Source organism: Streptomyces candidus (assembly GCF_014207445.1).
In the GTDB taxonomy this organism is placed as follows: Bacteria; Actinomycetota; Actinomycetes; order Streptomycetales; family Streptomycetaceae; genus Streptomyces; species Streptomyces candidus.
This window is the reverse complement of record NZ_JACHEM010000013.1, coordinates 244,685-265,063: the sequence shown is the minus strand read 5'-3', so window position 1 is coordinate 265,063 and position 20,379 is coordinate 244,685. Positions and strand designations below refer to the sequence as shown.

The 20,379-nt window shown below is 73.1% G+C and carries 12 protein-coding genes; 6 read left to right on the top strand and 6 right to left on the bottom strand.

All coding sequences use genetic code 11. From position 1 onward, the window contains the following. Positions 1-305: 305 nt before the first annotated feature. Positions 306-4,427 (top strand): type VII secretion protein EccCa, encoded by a 4,122-nt coding sequence (eccCa, locus tag HNQ79_RS24420; RefSeq protein ID WP_185034547.1) that lies wholly within the window; start codon positions 306-308, stop codon positions 4,425-4,427. Positions 4,428-4,648: 221 nt separating this feature from the next. Here the strand turns inward: eccCa and HNQ79_RS24415 are convergent, their stop codons facing one another. The 6 genes from HNQ79_RS24415 to HNQ79_RS24390 all read right to left on the bottom strand — a co-directional run bounded on the left by HNQ79_RS24415 (position 4,649) and on the right by HNQ79_RS24390 (position 10,213). After that, a complete protein-coding gene (locus HNQ79_RS24415) occupies positions 4,649-4,948 on the bottom strand; it encodes a WXG100 family type VII secretion target (protein ID WP_185034545.1) in 300 nt (99 codons plus the stop codon). Between the two features lie 14 nt (positions 4,949-4,962). Further along, positions 4,963-5,331 (bottom strand): WXG100 family type VII secretion target, encoded by a 369-nt coding sequence (locus HNQ79_RS24410; RefSeq protein ID WP_185034543.1) that lies wholly within the window; start codon positions 5,329-5,331, stop codon positions 4,963-4,965. Positions 5,332-5,343: 12 nt separating this feature from the next. After that, positions 5,344-6,624, bottom strand: a complete 1,281-nt coding sequence (locus tag HNQ79_RS24405; protein WP_185034541.1) for a hypothetical protein — start codon at positions 6,622-6,624, stop codon at positions 5,344-5,346. Continuing rightward, positions 6,621-7,052 (bottom strand): DUF2563 family protein, encoded by a 432-nt coding sequence (locus tag HNQ79_RS24400; protein WP_185034539.1) that lies wholly within the window; start codon positions 7,050-7,052, stop codon positions 6,621-6,623. The genes HNQ79_RS24405 and HNQ79_RS24400 overlap by 4 nt, the downstream gene beginning before the upstream one ends. 303 nt (positions 7,053-7,355) lie before the next feature. Then, entirely contained in the window at positions 7,356-8,636 is a 1,281-nt protein-coding gene (gene mycP / locus HNQ79_RS24395) for a type VII secretion-associated serine protease mycosin (RefSeq protein WP_373312609.1), read from the bottom strand. Then, complete coding sequence (locus tag HNQ79_RS24390) at positions 8,633-10,213, bottom strand: type VII secretion protein EccB (RefSeq protein WP_185034537.1); 1,581 nt, start codon at positions 10,211-10,213, stop codon at positions 8,633-8,635. Before HNQ79_RS24390 ends, mycP begins: the two co-directional genes overlap by 4 nt. 165 nt (positions 10,214-10,378) lie before the next feature. Here HNQ79_RS24390 and HNQ79_RS34800 point away from each other — a divergent pair, with 165 nt between their 5' ends. The 5 genes from HNQ79_RS34800 (at position 10,379) to HNQ79_RS24365 (ending at position 20,357) form a co-directional block, all read left to right on the top strand. Continuing rightward, the gene (locus HNQ79_RS34800) at positions 10,379-11,971 is read left to right on the top strand and encodes a type VII secretion protein EccE (protein ID WP_373312608.1); all 1,593 of its coding nucleotides are present in this window, start codon (positions 10,379-10,381) and stop codon (positions 11,969-11,971) included. A gap of 50 nt (positions 11,972-12,021) precedes the next feature. Then, positions 12,022-12,843, top strand: coding sequence for a hypothetical protein (locus HNQ79_RS24380; protein WP_229923653.1), 822 nt, complete (start codon positions 12,022-12,024; stop codon positions 12,841-12,843). A 507-nt stretch (positions 12,844-13,350) separates the two neighbouring features. Beyond that, on the top strand, positions 13,351-13,584 hold the full coding sequence (locus HNQ79_RS24375) for a DUF397 domain-containing protein (RefSeq protein WP_185034533.1): 234 nt from the start codon (positions 13,351-13,353) through the stop codon (positions 13,582-13,584). Between the two features lie 526 nt (positions 13,585-14,110). Further along, complete coding sequence (locus tag HNQ79_RS24370; protein ID WP_229923652.1) at positions 14,111-18,112, top strand: SCO5717 family growth-regulating ATPase; 4,002 nt, start codon at positions 14,111-14,113, stop codon at positions 18,110-18,112. 334 nt (positions 18,113-18,446) lie between these two features. After that, a complete protein-coding gene (locus HNQ79_RS24365; protein WP_185034531.1) occupies positions 18,447-20,357 on the top strand; it encodes an ABC transporter substrate-binding protein in 1,911 nt (636 codons plus the stop codon). Positions 20,358-20,379 lie beyond the last annotated feature (22 nt).

Genomic DNA, 20,379 nt, shown 5'->3' with positions numbered 1-20,379 from the left:
TCGAGTGGTTGGCGCGAACCGTTGCTGTTCGTCAAACGCGGGGTGGACGGGAAGGTGGCGGGTGCGGCGGTGGGCGTGGGGACTGAGGTGGAGCGGATGGGGGCGTGCGGTCCGCCGTGCGAGGGGGCCGGTGCAGCCCTGGGTGGGAGGCAGGCGGCCGCGGGGGTCCAGGGGGTGGCGTGGGGGTCGTGGGTTGACGCGCGGGTGGGAAGGGTCGGGTGGGGCAGTAGGATCCGGCGGCGGCCGGGGCCCGGATCGTTGGGATTTGGGGGTAACACGGCCGTTCGGTTGGGGAATTGGGGATCGTGGGCCAGATCGTCGTAAAGCGTCCGCCTCGTGTCGTGCCGCCGGCTTACGGAGGGGAGCCGGTGCAGTTGCCGCCGCCTCCGGAGCTGCCCCGGGAGCAGCAGGAGGGGGTGCTGATGCAGCTCCTGCCGATGCTCGGGATGGGTGGCTCGGTCGTCTTTCTGTTCATGGGGAACAACCCGCTCATGAAGTTCATGGGCGGGTTGATGATCGTGTCGACCGTGGCCATGGCAGTGGCGATGTTCGTCCGGCACCGGCGGGGTACACAGGGGCAGTTGGCGGATCTGCGGCGGGACTACCTGAGACATCTGGCCTCGGTGCGGAGGAAGGTGCTGCGGACCGCCCGGCAGCAGCGGGACGTGCAGTACTGGCTGCATCCGGCGCCCGAGCAGTTGTGGGCGTTGGTCGCCGAGGGGAGCCGGGTGTGGGAGCGGCGGCCCGGGGACGCGGACTTCGGGCAGGTGCGGGTGGGGCTGGGGAGCCAGGGGCTCGCCACTCCCCTGGTGGCTCCGGAGACCGCGCCGGTGGACGAGCTGGAGCCGTTGGCGGCGGGGGCGCTGCGGCAGTTCCTGGAGACGCACAGCACGGTGGCCGCGCTGCCGATCGCCGTGTCGCTGCGGGCCTTCTACCACGTGGTGGTGAGCGGGGACGCGGACCGTGTACGGGGTGAGGCGCGGGCGATGGTGGCGTCGTTGGCTGCGCTCCACTCCCCGGCCGATCTGGTGGTCGCGGTCGCCGCAGGTGAGCGGAGTGCGGCGGAGTGGGACTGGGTGAAGTGGCTGCCGCATGCGCAGGGGGCGGGCCTGCCGGACGCGGCGGGGACTCCGCGGTTGTTCGCGGGCGGGGTGCGGGAGCTGGAAGGTCTGCTCGGGGGGTTGCTGGAGGGACGGCCGCGCTTTCGGGCGGACGGGCCCCCGGTGCTCGACCGGCCGCACGTGGTGGTGGTGCTCGACGGGGTGACCGTCCCCGCGGGGGCGGCGCTGGCCGCTGCCGAGGGGGTGCAGGGGGTGACGGTCGTCGAGGTCGTGCCGGGTGAGCTGGGTGAGGGGGAGGTACGCGGCGGTCTGGGCGTGGTCGTACGGGAGGGCGGGGTGCTGCTGCTGGAGACGGGGGACGGCATCGCGTACGAGGGGGTGGCGGACGCTCTGGGCCGGACGGGGGCGGAGGCGCTGGCCCGGCAGTTGGCGCCGTTGCGGGCGGCCACGGGATTGGACGAGGGCGAACCGCTGCTGGCCGAGCTGGAGTTCACGGACCTGCTGGAGCTGGGTGACGCGGACGGCGTGGAGGTCGCGCGGACCTGGCGGCCCCGGGCGCGGGCGGACCGGCTCCGGGTGCCGATCGGGGTGGGCGAGGACGGCACTCCCGTACTGCTGGATCTGAAGGAGGCCGCGCAGGAGGGGATGGGGCCGCATGGGCTGTGCGTGGGGGCGACGGGCTCGGGGAAGTCGGAGCTGCTGCGGACGCTGGTACTGGGGCTGGCGGTGACGCATTCGTCGGAGACGTTGAACTTCGTGCTGGCGGACTTCAAGGGCGGGGCGACGTTCGCGGGGATGGCGCAGTTGCCGCACGTGGCGGCGGTGATCACCAACCTGGCCGACGATCTGTCGCTGGTGGACCGGATGGGTGACTCGATCCGGGGGGAGCTGAACCGGCGGCAGGAGCTGCTGCGGGACGCCGGGAACTACGCGAACGTGCACGACTACGAGCGGGCGCGGGCGGCGGGGGCGAAGGGGGCGAATGGCGTGGCGCTGCGCCCCGTTCCGTCACTCGTCCTGGTGATCGACGAGTTCAGTGAACTGCTGAGCGCCATGCCGGACTTCATCGAGATGTTCGTACAGATCGGGCGGATCGGCCGGTCGTTGGGGGTGCATCTGCTGCTGGCCTCGCAGCGGTTGGAGGAGGGACGGCTGCGCGGACTGGAGACGTACCTGTCCTACCGGGTGGGGCTGCGGACCTTCTCGGCGGCGGAGTCGCGGGCGGCGCTGGGGGTGCCGGACGCCTACCAGCTCCCGAACGTGCCGGGCTCGGGCTATCTGAAGCACGGCACCGACGAGTTGGTGCGTTTCAAGGCGGCGTACGTGTCGGGACCGTACCGGGACGCGGAGGTACGGGAGGCCGCCGGCGCCACGGCGGGGACGGCGGCGGCAGAGCGGCGGCCGGTGCTGTTCACGGCGGCGCCGGTGGAGGTGCGACGGGCGGAGCCGGACGTGCCGGCACCGGTGTCGCCCTTCGTGCCGGGGGCGCGGGACGCCGGGGAGGGGACGTCCGCTTCTTCCGCGCCCGCCGACAGCGTGACGTCGGCTTCGGCACCGGCGGAGGACGCGTGGGCGGTCGCCGCACCGGTGGGGTGCGTACCGGGGGAATCCGCGCTGTCCGATTCCGTACTGGACGTCATCGTGCGGCGGCTGGAGGGGCAGGGGCCGCAGGCGCACCGCGTGTGGCTGCCGCCCCTGGAGAGCCCGCCGTCGCTGGACCTGCTGACGTCCGCCGGACCCGCGGCACGGCTCTCGGTGCCGCTGGGGCTGGTGGACAGGCCGTTCGAGCAGCGGCGGGACACCCTGTGGCGGGACTTCTCCGGAGCGGCCGGGCACATGCAGATCGTCGGCGGTCCGCAGTCCGGCAAGTCGACGCTGCTGCGGACGCTGGTGGCGGCCTTCGCGCTGACGCACTCCCCGCAGGAGGTGCAGTTCTACGCGCTGGACTTCGGGGGCGGCGGGCTGTCCGCGGTGGCCGGGCTGCCGCACGTGGGCGGAGTGGCGTCCCGGCTCGACCCGGAGAAGGTGCGCCGTACCGTCGCCGAGGTGTACGGCGTGCTGGCGGAACGCGAGGAGTACTTCCGTGCGGCGGGCGTCGACTCGGTGGCGACGTACCGGGCGATGCGGGCGAGCGGTGCGATCTCCGCGGCCGATCAGCCGTGGGGGGACGTCTTCCTGCTGGTCGACGGGTGGGGCAACTTCCGTACGGAGTACGAGGCGTTGGAGTCGGTGGTGGCCGACCTCGCGGCGCGGGGGCTCGGCTACGGCATCCACGTCGTGCTGACGGCTTCGCGGTCGATGGAGGTGCGGGCGCAGCTCAAGGACCTGCTGATGAACCGGCTGGAGCTGCGGCTCGGCGACGTCATGGACTCGGAACTGGACCGGAAGGCGGCCGCTCAGGTACCGGCCGGGGTGCCGGGGCGGGGGCTGACGCCCGAGAAGCTCCACTTCATGGGTGCGGTGCCGAGGGCCGACGGCGTGGAATCGGGCGACGGACTGTCGGAGGGGACGGCGGCACTGGTACGGGAGGTCGCGGGACGGTGGCCGCATGCGGCGCCTCAAGTGCGCCTGCTTCCGAGGCGGTTGCTGGCCGAGGAGCTGCCCTCCGGTGGGTCGCGGCCCGCGGAGGGAGTGGCGCTCGCGCTCGACGAGGACCGGTTGGAGCCGGTGTTCGTGGACTTCGAGCGGGATCCGTTCTTCCTCGTGTTCGGGGAGGGCGAGTCCGGCAAGACCAATTTGTTGGGGCTATTGATCGCCCAGTTGAGCGAACGGTACGCGGGTGAGGAGTGCAAGTTCTTCGTCATCGACAACCGGCGCGGGCTGCTGGACGTGACGCCGGCGACGCACCTGGCGGAGTACGTGCCGATGTCGCACGCGATGGAGCACCACGTGGCCGCGCTGGCCGAGCTCATGCGGCGGCGCACCCCGCCGGCGGACGTGACGGCACGCGAGCTGCGGGAGCGGAGTTGGTGGCAGGGGCCGACGGTGTTCGTGGTGGTCGACGACTACGACCTGGTGTCGACGTCGAGCGGCAATCCGCTGGCCCCGCTGACGGAACTGCTGCCGTTCGCCCGGGACGTGGGGGTGCGGTTCGTGGTGGCGCGCAACACGGCGGGAGCCGGCAGGGCCGCGTACGAACCCTTCGTGCAACGAATGGTGGAGCTGGGGGCGCAGGGCGTGGTGCTGTCCGGCGACCCGCACGAGGGGGACGTCTTCGGCGGCGTGCGTCCGCGTCCGATGCCGCCAGGACGGGGCGTGGTGGTGTCGCGGAGGCGGGGGGCCACGTTGGTGCAGACGGGGCTGGTCGGGCGGACGGGGACGGTGGCATCCCCGGCCCCCGCAGCCCCTGCGGACTCCCCCACTTGACGCCTCCCGGGCCTCCGCAGCCCCGTCGGACTCCCCAGGCCTGACGTCTCTCCCGGGAGTTTCTGGACCTCGGCAGATCCGGCGGCTCGGGCCTCCGGGCCGACGGACGCCGACCGCACCGCCGCGCGGCGAAGACAAGGAAGGCGAGGGCGGTGCGTCGGTATCCGGTGCGGTCCCCGGCCGTCCGGCCGCGGACCGCACCCGCTCGTTGCGTTCGGCCGTCACATGAAGCCCTGGGCCGCCTTCTTGTCTCCCGCGCGGTAGGCCGGGGCCGCTTCCTGGACCGCGCGGGCGATCTGCGTGAGCGACGTGTGGATGGCCTTGGCCTGGCGGTCCCAGTCCGCCTGCGCCATGTTGTAGGCCTCCCGGGCGTCGCCCGACCACAGCTCGGACACCGAGCTGATCTTGGTCTTGATCGCGCGCAGACTTTCGTCGAGCGCGTTCGCCTGGCTCCGGATCGTGCGGGCGGCCTCGTCGAGTGCGGCGTACGTGACCAGCATGGTGCCGTCGTTCTGGGACATGGCGGAACTCCTTGTTAGTAGCTGCTGAGCTTGGAGGCGGGGGCGGCCGCGGGGGGCGGCGGGGACGATCCCGCGTACCCGTCGACGACGTCGATTCCTCGCATGGCGGCGCTGACCGCGTCCTCCGTGTTCCCGGAGATCGTGCGGGCCGCTTCGATCGCTTCCTGGAACTTCAGCAGGAGCTTTCCGATGCCGACCATGTTGTTGTTGATCTGCGTCTGCTTCGCGTTGAAGGCGCCGGCTCCGATGCCCCGCCACTGGCCTTCGAGGTTGTCGATCGTGGCGTGGAGCCGGGTCAGTTGGCCTTTGACGCTGAGGAAGTTGTGGGTGAGCTCGGTCTGGAGCTGGGCGAGCGCTACTCCGTTGACCTTCTGGATTGCCATGGGTGGGTCTCCTCAGTGGAGTGGTGGGGCGGGCGTCGGGGGCGGGGTGATGACGGGCGGCGTCGGAGCCTGCCCGGGGGTGGTGGCCCAGGTTTCCTCGTCCTCCGTCGGGCGGTTGGTCCTGGGGTGCTGCTGTCCGCGCTGAGCACGTGTGGGTCTGCGGGTGGTGGGGGGCTGGTGCAGGGGCGGGGGTCCCGGGCGTACCAGGCCTGTGCCGCCCGGGGTGAAGACGCGGGTGGAGGCAGGGGTCGAGGCCGGGGTGACGGGGCCGAGGGGGGCTGTTCGGGCGGGCGCCGGGGGGCTGAGGGAGGTGGGGGTGCCGCCGATCACTCCGTAGGTGCGTGCGGTCGCCGTGGGGCTCGGGCGGCCACCCCCAGCGCTGGGCGGGGAAGCGTACGGAGAGGTGAGCGGGGCCCTGGACAGGGGTGCCGGGCCGGCCGGGATACCGCCGACGATCCCGGGGAGCGGGGGCGGGAGCGACGCGGAGAGTGAGGCGGGGGCGGCGGTGGGTGCGGGCGGGGTGCTGGGGAGAGGCGTGGTGGCGGAGGGGGTGCTGAGGCTGCTGAGTTCCATGGCGGGAGGGGCTGCCATGGGCTGCGGGGAGGAGGGCGGGGGCGCGGCCGGAAGCCGCCCCTGGCCCAGCTCGTCCGCTCCCGGGGGCGCCCACCTGTGCGTGGTACTTGCCGGGATGTCGACGGCCGCCGGGGGCGTGGCGGGACTTTCCGTCGGGCGGGCGGGGGCGGTCTCCGACCAGTTGGGTGCGCCGGGGCGCGGTCCCGGCGCGTCGGGTGTCCCCGGAGTGGTTCCCGTCGGCGTGGGGGTCGTCGGGCGGGGCACCGCGGCCTTCAGGTCGGCGTCGAAGGCCGGGGGGTCCTGCTCCCTCAGGACCGCCGCCGTGGTCGTGTAGTAGGAGGCCAGGCGGTTGAGCTGGTTGATGGCCTCCTGCCGGTCGGGCTCCGGGTCGGCGGTCCCGGCCGCGCTCTTCGGGGGCATGGAGTTGCGTACCGAAGCCAGTCCCGTCGCCGCTTCCGTGAGCTGCACGCCGACGACGTGCGCGTACGTGCCGAGGTCCTCCGCGTGGAGCGCGAGGCGGCCGCCGAACCTGCGGAACTCGGTGCCCGCCTCGCCCCGCCACTCCACCGCGTCCAGGTGACCCCGCAGTTCCCGGGACGCGTCGAGGAACGCGGCCCTCATGTCGGTGAGGCCACGGCCCGCCCGTGCCAGGGCCTGCGGGTTCCCGGCCGCCACCAGGTCGACCATGGTGGGGAGTTCGTACGATTCGAAGCGGGTCATCCTGGGGCCCTCCGGCTCTCGTCCGTGTCGCGCTCGTGCTCCGCGCGGGTGCGCGCGGCTTCCGTGCGGGTGCGGATGGCCCAGAAGCGGCGCCGGAGGTCTTCCTCCAGGTTGTCGAAGCCGACCTCCGCGCCGTGCACGGCGATGCTCAGGCACTCGATCTGCTCGGTGAGGGAGCGGGAGAGCTGCACGAGGCCGGTGTGCACGCGTCGGTACTGGGCGTGCAGGTCGTCCGCTTCCGGGAAGGGGATGCCGGGCGCGCCGAAGTGGGCGCGGGAGAGCGTGTGCGTCGCGGCCTTCCTCGTACCGGCGTCGCCGTCCTCGAAGGTGGCGAGTATCGCGTGCACACGGGAGCGGAACTTCTTCAGTGCGCCCACGCCCCGTTCGAGGTCGCCGGTGCCGCCGGGCGGGCCGCCTGCGTCGGGCACGGTGCTGCTCCTTTCGTCCTTGTGCGGGTCGTCCTGCTGCGGGGGTGTCCTGCCGAGTGGGTCGTTCTGCCGAGGGTCGTTCTGCCGAGCGGCCGCGCACGGTGCCGCCATGGCGGTGCGTCCCGCGTGGGTGGCCGGGTGTGCGAAGTACGCGGCCGACACAGGGCCGTACGCCGTGGGATCACCTGAGCGTCCCATCGGCCCCGCCCGGCGGGTCCGGTCAAATGGCTGGTCAGGGACGGTGATGGCCCGGGATTTCCGCGTGTACGGGGCATCCTTCCGACACCCGTTCGGCGGGTGGTGTCAGGCCGGGCGGTCCCCCGGCGTACGTCGTCCGCGTCGCCTCGCGTCGCGCAGGGCGACCGCGCCGGCCACCAGCGCCGCGACCGCAGCTCCGGTACCGAGGAGGGTGTAGGTGGCCAGGCGCGCGGCGTGTTCCTGCGGGGTCTCGCCCTGCCGGGCGGGGGTCAGGAGGGCGGCCCGCCGCTTCGGCGGGCCGCTGTCGGGCACCGGGCGGGTGCCGGGTTCCGGTTCGTCCTGCGTCAGGGCGCGCACCGGGTCGATCACTCCCCAGCCGGTCAGCGGGTCGGGGCCGGGGCCGGAACGCTCGGCGGTCTGCTGGAGGTGGGTGACGATCTGCTTGCCGCTCCACCCTCCGTGTTTCTCCTTGAGGAGGGCGGCGACGGCGGCGACGTACGGCGCGGAGAAGCTCGTCCCGCTGTCGGTGCAGTGGCCGCCGCGCGGGACGGTGGAGACGATGTCCGTGCCGGGGGCGGCGATGCCGACGAAGCCGCCGGACTGGGAGAAGTACGCCCGCTCGTTGTTGCGGTCGGAGGAGGCGACGGCGAGGACTCCGGGGTGGGAGGCGGGGTAGCCCGGCTTCGGTGCCCCGTCCGCTCCGTCGTTTCCGGCGGAGGCGACGACCACCACGTTCCGGCCGAGGGCCAGGTCGAGCGCCCGACGCAGCTCGGGGGTGGGCTGCTGGGACGCCGTCACGTTCTGCGAGATGTTGATGACCTGCGCTCTTCTGTCGACCGCGTACTTGATCGCCTTCGCGAGCGTGTCCGCGTCGCCGTTGTTGTCGTCGTCGTTCTGGACGAGGGGGAGGATGGTGGCCCCAGGGGCGAGGCCGGTGAAGCCGGTACCCGGGTGCGGGCGGGCGGCGATGATGCCGGCGACCTTGGTGCCGTGGCCGACCGGGTCGGCGGTGCCGTTGCGGGTCGGGTTCTTCCGCTTGCCGACCGCGCCGAGGAAGTTGTGTCCGCCCGTGGTGCTCACCGCCGTCCTGAGCTGCGGGTGGGTGACGTCGACGCCGGAGTCGATGACGGCCACCGTGACGCCTTTCCCGGTGGCCTGCGCCCAGAGTTCGTCCAGCAGGACACGTTGCAGGGGCCAGGGGCGGCCCGCGTACGGCTTGTTCGGGAAGGTGCAGGGGCCGCTGTCCACGGTCGGTTCGCCCTCGGCCTGTGCGGCGGGTGCGCAAAGGGTGACCAGGGCCACGGTCGCCATGCAGCGGGCGAGGCCACGGCGCGCACCGGGCCCGATCGCCCGCCTCGTACGGAACACCCGTCCCCCGCTCCTCATGAACCCTGCGGCTGCTGCGCCGCACCTGTGGACAGTCGCGGCCCCGTCGGCAGCAGTTCCGACCAGGCGGCCGGGATCGGTACGGGACGCTTCTCCCCGTACCCGAGAAGCTGTGCGGCAGTCATGGGAGGGCCGGACGGTGCGGCGGCGTCCTTGCGTGGCGGGCGTGGCGGGCCCGTCGTCGTGTCCGCGTTGTTCTGCAGCGCGTGGCGCAGGCCGGTGTCGGTGAGCAGGTAGTCCGTGCCGGCCCGGGTCTGCTTGCCCTTGAACTGGCGGAAGTACTGGCCGGATCCGGGGGTGACGTAGACGGTGGCGTCGCCGGCCGGCAGTGCCTGGGGGAAGTGCGCGCCGGCCCACACGCCGAGCCTCGCGGCCCCTGTGCCGTCGACGCCCCGCAGGACGCTGCACACGGTGTTGCGGCTCCCGGGCACGGGGCTCGGCGAGTTGACGGACGCACGGGTGTGCTGAGGCCACTTGGCGCCGCGGGGAGGTTCGAACGGGGCGCCGGGCGCGAAGCCGCCGTTCGCGGGGAACGGAGCGCCGCCGGGGTGGAGCCGCGACAGTTCCGGGCTCGTCACCAGGAGCCTCGCCATGAGGTCGGAGACCGGGGCGATGCGGTCGGGCAGTACGAGGTAGTGCTGCTGCCGTCCGCCGGCGACCCCGGCCACGACGACCTTGCCGACCTCGTTGTGAGGGGGAGGCACGCGCGGGGCACGGGTGGGGACGCCGGGTTTCGCTCCGATCGCGGGGAAGCCGATCGTGCCGCCCCTGGGCAGCGTTTCCAGCCAGCGCGCGGACACCTGCTGCGGTGCGCGGCGGGGACCGACGACCTGACTGAGGAGGCCGGGGTCGGGGGCCTGCGGGTCCGCCGGCGTCGCGTTGCCGGGGGCTCGGACCCGCCCCGGGGCTCGGGCCGGCGCGAGGCGGTACGCGGTGCCCGTCACGTCGACCACATGCTGCGACCCGTCCGGGACCCTGACGTACAGAAGTTCACCGTCCTTGAGCATCCCCTGGTCGGCGAGGGCGCGGCGCTCGTTCCCCGCGAGGACGAAGACCACTCGCTGGACGGAGCGCCCGGCGCGAGGTCCGGGCCTCTCGCACACCGCCCAGCTCTTGTTCCCGACGGCCTCCCCCGGGTCCGGCAGCCGGTCGGGGGCGTACGGGATGCCGACGGCGGGGCCGCGGTCCAGGCCGCTCTCGTCGAGGACCCTGTCGTCGACCTTGACGAAGCCTTTCGCGTCGTCCTCCAGCAGCAGGCGTGCCGAGGACATGTTCAGGACGGGGTGGAGCCGCGTGGTTCCGTCGAGGTCCAGCACCACGTAGCGGGCGGTGGACCGGCTCGCGACGATGACGTTCTGGCGCGGCTTCTCCCAGCCTTCCGGTGCGGCCGGTTGCCACAGTCCCCACGTCGCGGCACCGGCGAGCGTCACCGCGCCGACGAGCACTCCCGGCAGCACCGCGCGCAGCGGTCGCGGTGCGCCTTCCTCCGAGCCGTTCGGGCTGGGCCGGAGGAACTGTGCGACCAGCCTCCGCTTGGCGAAGGTGTACGCATTGAGTTCGTCCCGTCGTGAGGCCATCGGACCGCCGCCACTCTCCCCTGTCGCCGCTGCCGGCACCCGTTCTCCCACCCTCGCCGGTCCGGGTCCGGCCGTGCGAGTCGTCACTCTCAGCTCGGATAGGGTGCACTCTCGGTCAACTTCCGCAGGTGGGCGGGGGTTACGGTCGCGGGAGGCGGGGCGGCGATGGGGACGCGCACACGGGGGTTCGACTTCCCTTACGGCTTGCGGGAGTTGGTCATCTGTCAGGTGTCGGTCGCGGTGGCGGTGGCGGGCGTTGCGGGTGGCTCGCCGTGGCGCGCGCCGGCGTTCGGGTGCGCGGCTGCCGGTCTGGCGCTCGCCCTGCCGCGCAGGCGGGGCAGAGCCGCGTGGGAGTGGCTGGCCGTGACGGTCGGATACCGGGTGAGAGTGCGGCGCCGGAGCCGGGTCCCAGGGGGGCGGGCGCATTCCGCTTACGGCGGCTGCGTGGAACACGGGCTCTACGGGATGCCGGGGCTTCGGCCGTACCCGTACGAGGGCCGGGACCGGCGGGTCGTCGGGATGGTCGGCGACGGGACGTTCCTGACGGCGGTGGTGCGCGTCGGGGCCGGCGGCGGCGGAGGGCTGCAAGCAGTGGGAGGGGCGCGGCAGTTGCCGTTGCCGTTGCTGGCGGACGCGTTGGAGGTGGACGGCATCGCCTTGGCCTCGGTGCAGTGGGTGCAGCAGGTGCGGGGCGGCTACGGGGCTGTCGGCGACGGGGTGGGCGGGCGTGGTGACGGGCGGGTTGCGGGGTCGGGTGAAGGGCCGGGTGAGGGGCGACGCGGGGGCCGGTCCGGCGGTCGGGGTGGGGGGCGGTCCGGCGGTTGGCTTGGTGGCCGAGGCGCGGGGCGGGCTCGTTGGGGGTGCGGCGGCAGGCTTGCTGGTGGCGGGCTGGCTCTGGGGCGGTCCGGTGGCCCGGTCCGGCCTCCCGGCCGCGTTGCTGCGCCTGCGGTGCGTCTGACGTGGGTCGCGTTGCGGCTGGAACCGGAAATGTGTCCGGAGGCGGTGGCGGCGCGCGGGGGCGGCTTGGGCGGGGCGCAGCGCTGTCTGGTGCGGGTGGCCGATCACGTGGCGAGCCGGATCGCGGGCTCGGGGCTGCGGGCGGAGGTGCTCGACCAGGAGGGGGTGAACTCGGCGCTGCGCGCGGCTGTTTGCGCGGAGCCGGAGGGGGCCGCGGTGGGGACGGCTGGTATGGGCGGTGTGAGTGGGGCAGTCGACGCGGGCGGGACGGGCGGTAGGGATGGGACAAGCAGAGCGAACGGGACGGACGGTGCGGGCGGGTCGGACAGGGCGGGCGATGCGGACGGAGCAGGTGGCGCGAGTGGGCCACGGGGCGCGTTGGGGGCTGACGGGGACTGCGGCGTGGAGTCCGTGCGGACCTGGCGTTACGGGAGCCGACTGCACACCGTCTACGCGGTGCACGGGTGGCGGGACGGAGCCGACGCCCTGCTCGGGGCACTTCCCGGCCGGGCGGCCACCGTCGGGCTCACCGTGCGGCGCGGCGCACAGCGGGGGACGGTGGAGATGGCCGCACACGTTCGTGTCACGGAGTCGAGCGCAGGCCAACTGACGTGTACCAGTGACGAGTTGGAGCATCGGGCACGTGCGTCGCGGGTAGACCTCGTACGGCTGGACCGGGAACAGTTGCCGGGGATGCTCGCCACGCTGCCGCTGGGGCAGGGGCCGGGCCGGGAGCGATACGTGGAGTGGGTTCGGATTCCGAGGCAGGGGCTGCTGTCGCAGGGAGACGTGGCGCGGTGAGGGGGATGCGGAGGGTTCGTGAGGCGGGGCGAAGGGTGGGGGATTCGGGGGTGTCGACCGGGCCGGGTGATGCGGACGCGCGGGACGGTTCGGCGGGGGCGGCCGGGCCGGGCTCGGAGGCCGGCACTGTGGGCGCGTTCCGGGCGGATGTTCCGGATGCGTCCACCGGGACGGGAGCGGACGTCGGTTCCTCCCCCGCCGGTCTGCCCGTAGGAGGTGACGGGATTTTCGTCGGGAGCGACGCGGAGGGACAGCAGCTCTCTCTGGGGGTGCACCGGCCTGCTCCGTACGACGTGCTGCTGATCGGCGGGTTGTGGACCGCGCAGGTGCTGGCGCTGCGTACGGCACGGGCGGGTGCGGGAGTTCGGGTCGCGGTGGAGACCGCGAGGGCTCCGGCTTGGGCAGGGGTCGCGCAGGCGGGGAGTACGGCGGACGCCCGCTGGGGCGGGGGCGGTGGGACAGGCCGGGTGGAACTGTTCGAGGTCGGGCGGGTGCCGGTACTGGGGGCCGTCGAGGGACGGCCCGTACTGGTCGTACGGGACTGCGGGATGCGTCCGCCGAGGGGCCGGGTACGGCCGGCGCCGTGGCAGACGGTGGTGACGCTGCTGCCGTACCTGAGCCCGGTGGCGCCCCGGTTGATCCGGGAGTCGGCGCTTGTCGGCGTACAGCAGGTGTCCCCGGAGGAGGCGGCCCGGCTCGGGCGGCTGCTGGGGCTCTCGGCCGAGGAGACCGGGGCCCTGCCGGGGCTGGACGACGGGGTGACGCTGTGGTGCGCGGGACGGGACCGGCAGTGGGCCGCGACCGCACCTGTCGGGGACGAGGAAGCGCTGCTGGGGCCGCCCCGCAGGATGGAGCCGGCCACCCGGCCGTGAGCCGGCCCGGACACCGACGCGTCAGCGGCAGCGGCAGCGGCAGCGATGGCCTGCTCGGCACGGACTCGACGGGCGCCGGGGGATTCCGCATCACCTCAGCGCCGAGCCCGTCCGATGCGCACGCGACGGAGGAGCGCCGGACCGGCACGGTGGCGGCTGGACCGGTCTGGAGGCACGGGTGCCTTCGCTGGGCGAGTGGGGGATTGGGCACCCTCCCGGGGCGCCGGGAGCACGGACTCCTCCCTCAAGGCGGCCGGAAGCACGGAGCACCCTCGCGAGGCCGTCAGGAGCACGAAGCGGCGCGGACGCCCCCTCACTTCCAGGCGCCAACCCGTGGTCCGGTACACCGCCCGAGGACGAGTGCCCACGCCAGGGGCAGGCACCTCCCGGACCCGCGCGGTGGGCACTCCTCCCTCACCACGATCGACGCGATCGCGCAACCCCCCTCCGGCGCATCGGGCACCATGGTCGGAGAGCTGGACCAAGTGGACGCGAAGGGACACCGGAATGGGAACGCAGCAGGAGAAGGACGCCCTGTACGCCCTCGACATCTCGGACGTGGAGTGGCTCGGTGCGCCGGGCACCGAGGATGCCGAGGAGCGGGTGGAGATCGCGTACCTGCCGGAGGGTGCGGTGGCGATGCGGTCGTCGGCGGACCCCGGAACGGTGCTCCGGTACACCGAGGCGGAGTGGACGGCCTTCGTGCTGGGCGCGCGTGACGGCGAGTTCGACCTCACGTGACCGGCCGCTGACGGCCGCTCCAAAGCGGCGGTACGCAGGTGACGGAGCGGCCCGCCCCGGGACGGTGCAACAGGGGCGGGCCGCTCCGTCGTGCGCGCGTGACCGGAGTGCGGGACCTCATGACGCTCGCCACAGGCGGTGGTGCTTGAGTGCCGGAGTGTGTGGGCCCGCCTCGGTAAGAGAACGACCGTTATTCCGTGCGGAGATGTCAGGTGAAGACCGTTTTGTACATCAACAAGCGGCGCGGGAGGACCGCTTGTGGGCGTCAGGTGACGGCGGATGCGCGGTTCGCCGGACGATCGGGCCTGCCGTACCGGTGGTGCTGACGACTAGGCTGACGCCCGGGCGCGACAGGTGCACTCCGGCAGACCTGCGGCACACGCAAGCCGCCGAGCGGGCCTGCGCCCCGTAGTTGCACGCAGGAGACGGGGAAGTACGGGGAAGTGCCGAGCGGATCGGACGACGGAAGCGGTCACCCCACCCACCACGCACGGCACCAGGGTGCTCGACCACAGCAGGAGGCAATGTGAACGGCGAGCGGGACGAGATCCGCGAGGACTGGAACGTGCCCGTCGACGAGACGCCCGACGCGGAGGCCGACCGCACGGGCGAGTTCACCATCGACTACACGCCGCCCGCTTGGTACACGCAGAACGCGAGCCCCTCGGGCAGTGCGAGTGCGGCCGATCCGTCGGGGCCGGCGGGTGGCGACGCCGTCGCGGGCGCGGTTCCGGCGCCCTCGCCGGAAGCTGCCGACGCCGCGCCGGAACCGGCCCGGAACGGCGACCTGGAGAGCGGGGCGACCATGCGGTTCTCGCCCGCCGCTCTGCGACGGGAGTTCGAGAATCTGGCGGACGTCGCAGAGACCGGAGCAGTTGCCGGCGCAGGCTCGGGAAGGCCGACCGGCGCGGAGGACGCGGACGCTTCCGGCGCGGCCCCCGGGGCTGACGTCCGCCGAAGCCACAGCGGCAACGAGGACAGCCCCGCGGCCTCTGCCGGCGGCTTCGCCACCTCAAACGAACCGGCCGACGCCGGGACGGCAGCCGACGAGAGGGTCCGTACCGGCGACGGCTCCGGGCTCGTGGTCCAGGACGCCGACCGCCGCTCCGACGCCGGGTCCGCCGCCCTTCCGGAACTCGGCCACGACGCGGACAGCACGCCCGCGACCGCCTCGGACGACTATGCCGAGACCCCCGCAGACGCCGCCGTTCCTGCCGAACGTCACGGCTACGCCTCCGCCGAGGACAGCTGGTCGCCGCCGGGACCCGAGACCGGCCCCGACGTGAGCGCAGCCCGGACAAGTGGCCTCGGCAGCACGGACGGCGACGCCCGGAACTCCGTCACGGACGAAGAAGCGGAAGCCGGTCGCGGCACCGACGGCGTGCGCAGCGAGGACGAGCCGAGCGACTCCGTTCCGAGCTACTGCCCGGCGGACGGCACGTCGACGGACGAGGACTTCGCGCCGAACGACTCCGTGCCCCGCGACGTCCTCACGGGCACGCCGGACACGGGCACGCCGGTCCCGGATACGGCGGACACGGGCACGCCCGGCACGGGCACATCCGGCACGGGCACATCGGGCCCGCAGGCGTCCGACCCGGCAGACGCCCTTCCGTACGACGGGATAAGCGACGCCATCCCCCAGGGCGCGGCCGAACCCCAGGACGAGCCGAGGGACACGCCGCCGTCCGGCGCGCCCGTGGCCCCCGTCGGCCAGTCCTGGACTCCCCCTGCTCCGGCGCAGGGCAGCCTCCCGCCGCTCCCCCCGTCCTTCCCGCCGGCGGCACCCGCCACCGCACCGCAGTGGCCCGCCCCCGCCGCTCCGCAGTCCTGGTCCGTGCCCGCACCGTCGAGCGAGACGTCCGGACAGCAGGCACAGGGGTCCCCCGGGTTCCCGCAGAGTCCCGCAGCGGAACAGCCGGGCGCTTACGGATACCCGCAGCAGCCCGGGGTCCCGCACACCCCTGGGTCGCCCGCCCAGCAGGGTGGTCACGTCGCACCGCAGCCCCCGGTACCGCAGGGCGGGCTCCCGCAGCCCCAGGCTCCCGGCGCGCCTCGGGACGGTTACGGATTCCCGCAGCAGCCCGCAGCAGACCAGGCGGCTGCCCAGCCCGCTGCCCCCGAGCCCAGCGCCGCTCAGGCCGCGGCACCTCAGCCCGGTGCTCCCCAGACCGGCGCTCCACAACCGCCCGCGCCCGACGTCGGTCAGCCGGGAGCGTACGGGTTCCCGCAGCAGGCCGGCCCCGTTCCCCCCGGGCAGGGCGGGTGGCCGCACGCGGCCGCCGGTGCACCCGGGCCCGTACAGCCGCCGCAGCCCGGCACGGCGGGCGCGCCCGCCGTCCCGCACAGCGCCCAACCAGGCGTCCCGCAGCCGTCGTTCGGGGCCCCGCCCCACGAGGCGCCTGGCGGCTTCCCGCAGCCGCCGGTTCCCGGCGCACCCCAGGGCGGGTACGGGTTCCCCCAGCAGTCCTTCGTACCGGACGCCCCCTCCGCCGCCGGATCGGGAGAGCCCCAAGCCCCCGCGTACGGCACGACAGGCGAAGCCCACCAGCAGGGCGGCTACGGGTTCCCGCATCCCGCGGCCCCCGGCGGTCTGCCCGCGGAGAAGCCGGCCCAGGCGCCGGACGCGCAGCCGGCCCCCGTAACCCAGCAGCCCATGCCCCCGCAGCAACAGCAACCCCTGCCCGCACAGCAGCCGGGGGCCACCGGAGCACCGGGCGCCCCCGTCGACCCCCGTACCGGGGCCGCCTGGCCGTCTCCCGTCGCGCACGACGAGCGGCAGCAGTCGCACCCCGGCGCGCCACTCGGCTACACCGCCGCAGTCGAGCTGTCCTCCGAGCGGTTGCTGCGCAACAACAAGCAGAAGCCGAAGTCCAGCCGGAACCCCTCAGGTGCCTCCCGCTTCAAGTTCGGCGGGAAGAAGGAGGAGGCCGAGCGGCTGCGCAAGCTCGAACTCATCCGCACCCCGGTGCTGTCCTGCTACCGCATCGCGGTCATCTCCCTCAAGGGCGGCGTCGGCAAGACCACCACGACGACCGCGCTCGGCGCGACCCTCGCCACCGAGCGGCAGGACAAGATCCTGGCGATCGACGCCAATCCGGACGCGGGCACGCTGGGCCGTCGCGTACGGCGCGAGACCGGGGCCACCATCCGTGACCTCGTGCAGGCGATCCCGTACCTCAACTCCTACATGGACATCCGGCGGTTCACCTCGCAGGCGCCGTCCGGTCTGGAGATCATCGCCAACGACGTCGATCCGGCCGTCTCGACGGCCTTCAACGACGAGGACTACCGGCGTGCGATCGACGTGCTCGGCAAGCAGTACCCGATCATCCTGACGGACTCGGGCACCGGCCTGCTGTACAGCGCGATGCGCGGAGTGCTGGACCTCGCGGACCAGTTGATCATCGTCTCGACGCCGTCCGTGGACGGCGCGAGCAGTGCGTCGACGACGCTGGACTGGCTGTCGGCGCACGGGTACGGGGAGCTGGTCCAGCGTTCCCTGACGGTCATCTCCGGGGTGCGCGAAACCGGCAAGATGGTCAAGGTCGACGACATCGTGCAGCACTTCGAGACGCGCTGCCGTGGCGTGGTGGTCGTGCCGTTCGACGAGCACCTGTCCGCGGGCGCAGAGGTGGACCTCGACATGATGCGGCCCAGGACGCGCGAGGCGTACTTCCACCTGTCGGCGCTGGTCGCGGAGGACTTCGTACGGGCGCAGCAGGCGCAGGGCCTGTGGACGGCGGACGGCAACCCGCCCCCGCACCTGGCACCGCCGTTGCCGGGACAGGGGCAGGCCCAGGGACAGCTCCCGGGCCAGTACCAGCAGCCGTACGCCGTCCAGCAGCCTTACGCCGCCCAGCAGCACGTACAGCCGGGACAGCCGCAGCACGCACAACCGGGGCAGAACGTACAGCCGGGGCAGCACGCCCACCCCGGGCAGCCGGGGCGCTCCGGTCAGCAGGTACAGCCCGGTCAGGCATGGCCGCAGCAGCCCGGACAGGTGCTCCCCGGACAGTCCGCGCCGCAGGGAACGCCCGGTCAGCCGGGGCAGCAGTTCCCCGGCAGCAGCCCCCAGCCCTACCCGGACCAGCACCCGCACCCGCACCCGCAGCAACCTCAGTCCCCCGGTGGCTGGCAGCAGGGCCCGGCACCGCAAGGGCAGCCCGCGCTCCAGGGACAGTTCGCCACGCAGAGCGCAGCCGCACCGCAGGGACAGCCCGCGGTCCACGCCCATCCCTCTCCCCAGGGGCAGCCCGCACCAGGAGCGCAGCCTCGCGCCGGCACGCCGGGTCAACTCCCGCCCGTTCAGCCGCAGTCCGGCGGTCAGCCGCTCCCTGCACAACCCGGACATCCCGGCCGGCCGGGGCAGCCGGGGCAGCCCGCCCAGTCAGGACAGCACGGTCAGCCGATGCCTCCCGCGCAGCCCGGCGACCCGTATCCCGCCGCTCCGGAGGGCTCCGTGCCGCCGCCGGGCGACTGGTCGCAGCAGCAGCCTCCGCAGCCGCCGCCAGCCCCTCAGCAGTAAGGCGTCAGGGGTTCAGACCACTGGAGGCCCGCAGCACGGCGCACCACGGCCGTGACGCGGGCTTCCGCATGTCCGGACGTGCGCACGAACGAATGAACCGGCGAACTCCCGAACGCATGCGCCATGGCGCCCCGGCCCTCCCCCCCAAACCGCTTGCCAACGACCCTCTCCCGTACACGGCAAGGGAGTTGACGGACCGTTGACACGTTCGGAAGACCGCTGGTAGACCTGCGCCACATCACATCGGCCACCCATGATCCACCCGCCTGATGGGCATGTACGAGCAGACAGACGAGCCGGCAGACGAGCCAGTGACGACGCGAGGTCTCCGACCATGGACACAAAGGGCACCACCACCGACGCTCCACCGCCCGCCCCACCCCGCCCCGCCCGCGCCCGGTTGCGCCGCCTCCTGGCGACCGGCGCCAGCGCCTTCGCCCTGCTGGCGACGGCCGCAGCTCCGCAGGGTGCGCAGGCATCGCAGGAGGGGCGGGCCGCAGCCGCCGGTTCCCCGGTCACGGCTGCCGACCGCAGCCGGTCCCTCACCGTCGCCGTCTCCCAGAGCGTCGACTCGCTCTCTCCGTTCCTCGCCGGCCGTCTCGTCAGTACGACGATCCACCGCCTGGTCTACGAGTACCTGACGAACTACGACGTCAAGGACGCGCGCACCGTCCCCGCCCTCGCCACCGAGTGGACCTCGTCGCCGGACAAACTCACGTGGACGTACAAGATCCGCAAGAACTCGACGTGGTCCGACGGCAAGCAGGCCACCGCGGAGGACGCCGCCTTCACGTTCAACAAGATGATGACGGACGAGGGCGCCGCCACGGCCAACGGGAGCTTCACCGCCAACTTCAAGAAGGTCACGGCCACCGACGCCGAGACCCTCGTCGTCGAACTGAAGAAGCCGCAGGCGACGATGACGGCGCTGGACGTGCCCATCGTGCCCAAGCACGTGTGGGAGAAGGTCGGCGACTTCTCGAAGTTCAACAACGACAAAGCGTTCCCGATCGTCGGTAACGGGCCGTACATCGTCACCGAGTACAAGCCCGACCAGTACGTGAAACTCAGGGCCAACGAGACGTTCTGGCGCGGCGCCCCCAAGTTCGACGAGCTGATCCTGAAGTACTACAAGGACAACGACGCGGCGGTCGCCGCCCTCCGTACCGGCGAGGTCGGCTTCGTCCAGAACCTGACGCCCGCCCAGGCGAAGTCCCTCAGCTCGGCGCCGGACATCAAGGTCAACGACGCGCCCGGCCGCCGCTTCTTCGCGCTCGCCGTCAACCCCGGCGCGCAGGACAGGACGGGCCGGAAGTTCGGCGACGGGCATCCGGCGCTCCTCGACCCGCGCGTCCGCAGGGCGCTGTTCGCGGCCGTCGACCGCAAGGCGATCGTGGACAAGGTCTACCAGGGGCACGCGGTGGAGGGGCAGGGCTACATCCCGCCGCGCTTCGCCGACTACCACTGGCAGCCGTCCGCCGCCCAGAAGATCGTTTACGACCCGACCGCCGCCGAAAAGCTCCTCCTCAGCGCCGGGTACAAGAAGAACGCGGAGGGCAGGCGCGTCGGCAAGGACGGCAAGCCGCTCGAATTCCGCATCCTGTGCCACGCCACCGACCCGAACGACAAAGCGATCGGCAAGTACCTCCAGGAGTGGTGGGGCGCGCTGGGCATCGGCTTGAAGGTGCAGTGCCTGGACAACGTCACCGATCCCTGGCAGGCGGGCGAGTACGACCTCGCCTTCGACGGCTACTCGGTCAACCCCGACCCGGACTACGTCCTGTCCATCCACACCTGCGCGGCGCTGCCCTCCGGCCCCGGTGCCACCGGGCAGACCGACAACTTCATCTGCGACAAGCAGTTCGACGACCTGTACGCGCGGCAGATCGTCGAGTACGACAAGGCGAAGCGCGTCGGCCTCGTCAAGCGGATGCAGTCGCGGCTGTACGACACCGGTTTCATGAACGTGATGGTGTACCCGAACGCGGTGGAGGCGTACCGCACCGACCAGATCAAGTCGATCAAGACCATGCCGGAGGCGGCGGGCAACATCTGGGGGCAGGACGGCTACTGGAGCTGGTGGTCCGCCGAACCCGCCGTCGGCGACGCCGGGGACGACGGCGGCAAGGGCGGCGGCTCCGGCCCCACCCTCTGGATCATCGTCGGCATCGGCGTACTGCTGCTCGCCGCGGTCGGCGTCGTCGTCGCGATGCGCCGCCGCACCACCGCAGAGGACCGCGAGTAGTCGATGGACTCCGTGTCGATGG

Coding starts and splice junctions, on each gene's coding strand:
- HNQ79_RS24415 (WP_185034545.1), bottom strand. CDS start 4,948: ATGTCCCAGAACGACGGCACCATGCTGGTCACGTACGCCGCACTCGAC.
- HNQ79_RS24410 (WP_185034543.1), bottom strand. CDS start 5,331: ATGGCAATCCAGAAGGTCAACGGAGTAGCGCTCGCCCAGCTCCAGACC.
- HNQ79_RS24405 (WP_185034541.1), bottom strand. CDS start 6,624: ATGACCCGCTTCGAATCGTACGAACTCCCCACCATGGTCGACCTGGTG.
- mycP (WP_373312609.1), bottom strand. CDS start 8,636: ATGAGGAGCGGGGGACGGGTGTTCCGTACGAGGCGGGCGATCGGGCCC.
- HNQ79_RS24390 (WP_185034537.1), bottom strand. CDS start 10,213: ATGGCCTCACGACGGGACGAACTCAATGCGTACACCTTCGCCAAGCGG.
- HNQ79_RS34800 (WP_373312608.1), top strand. CDS start 10,379: ATGGGGACGCGCACACGGGGGTTCGACTTCCCTTACGGCTTGCGGGAG.
- HNQ79_RS24375 (WP_185034533.1), top strand. CDS start 13,351: ATGGGAACGCAGCAGGAGAAGGACGCCCTGTACGCCCTCGACATCTCG.
- HNQ79_RS24365 (WP_185034531.1), top strand. CDS start 18,447: ATGGACACAAAGGGCACCACCACCGACGCTCCACCGCCCGCCCCACCC.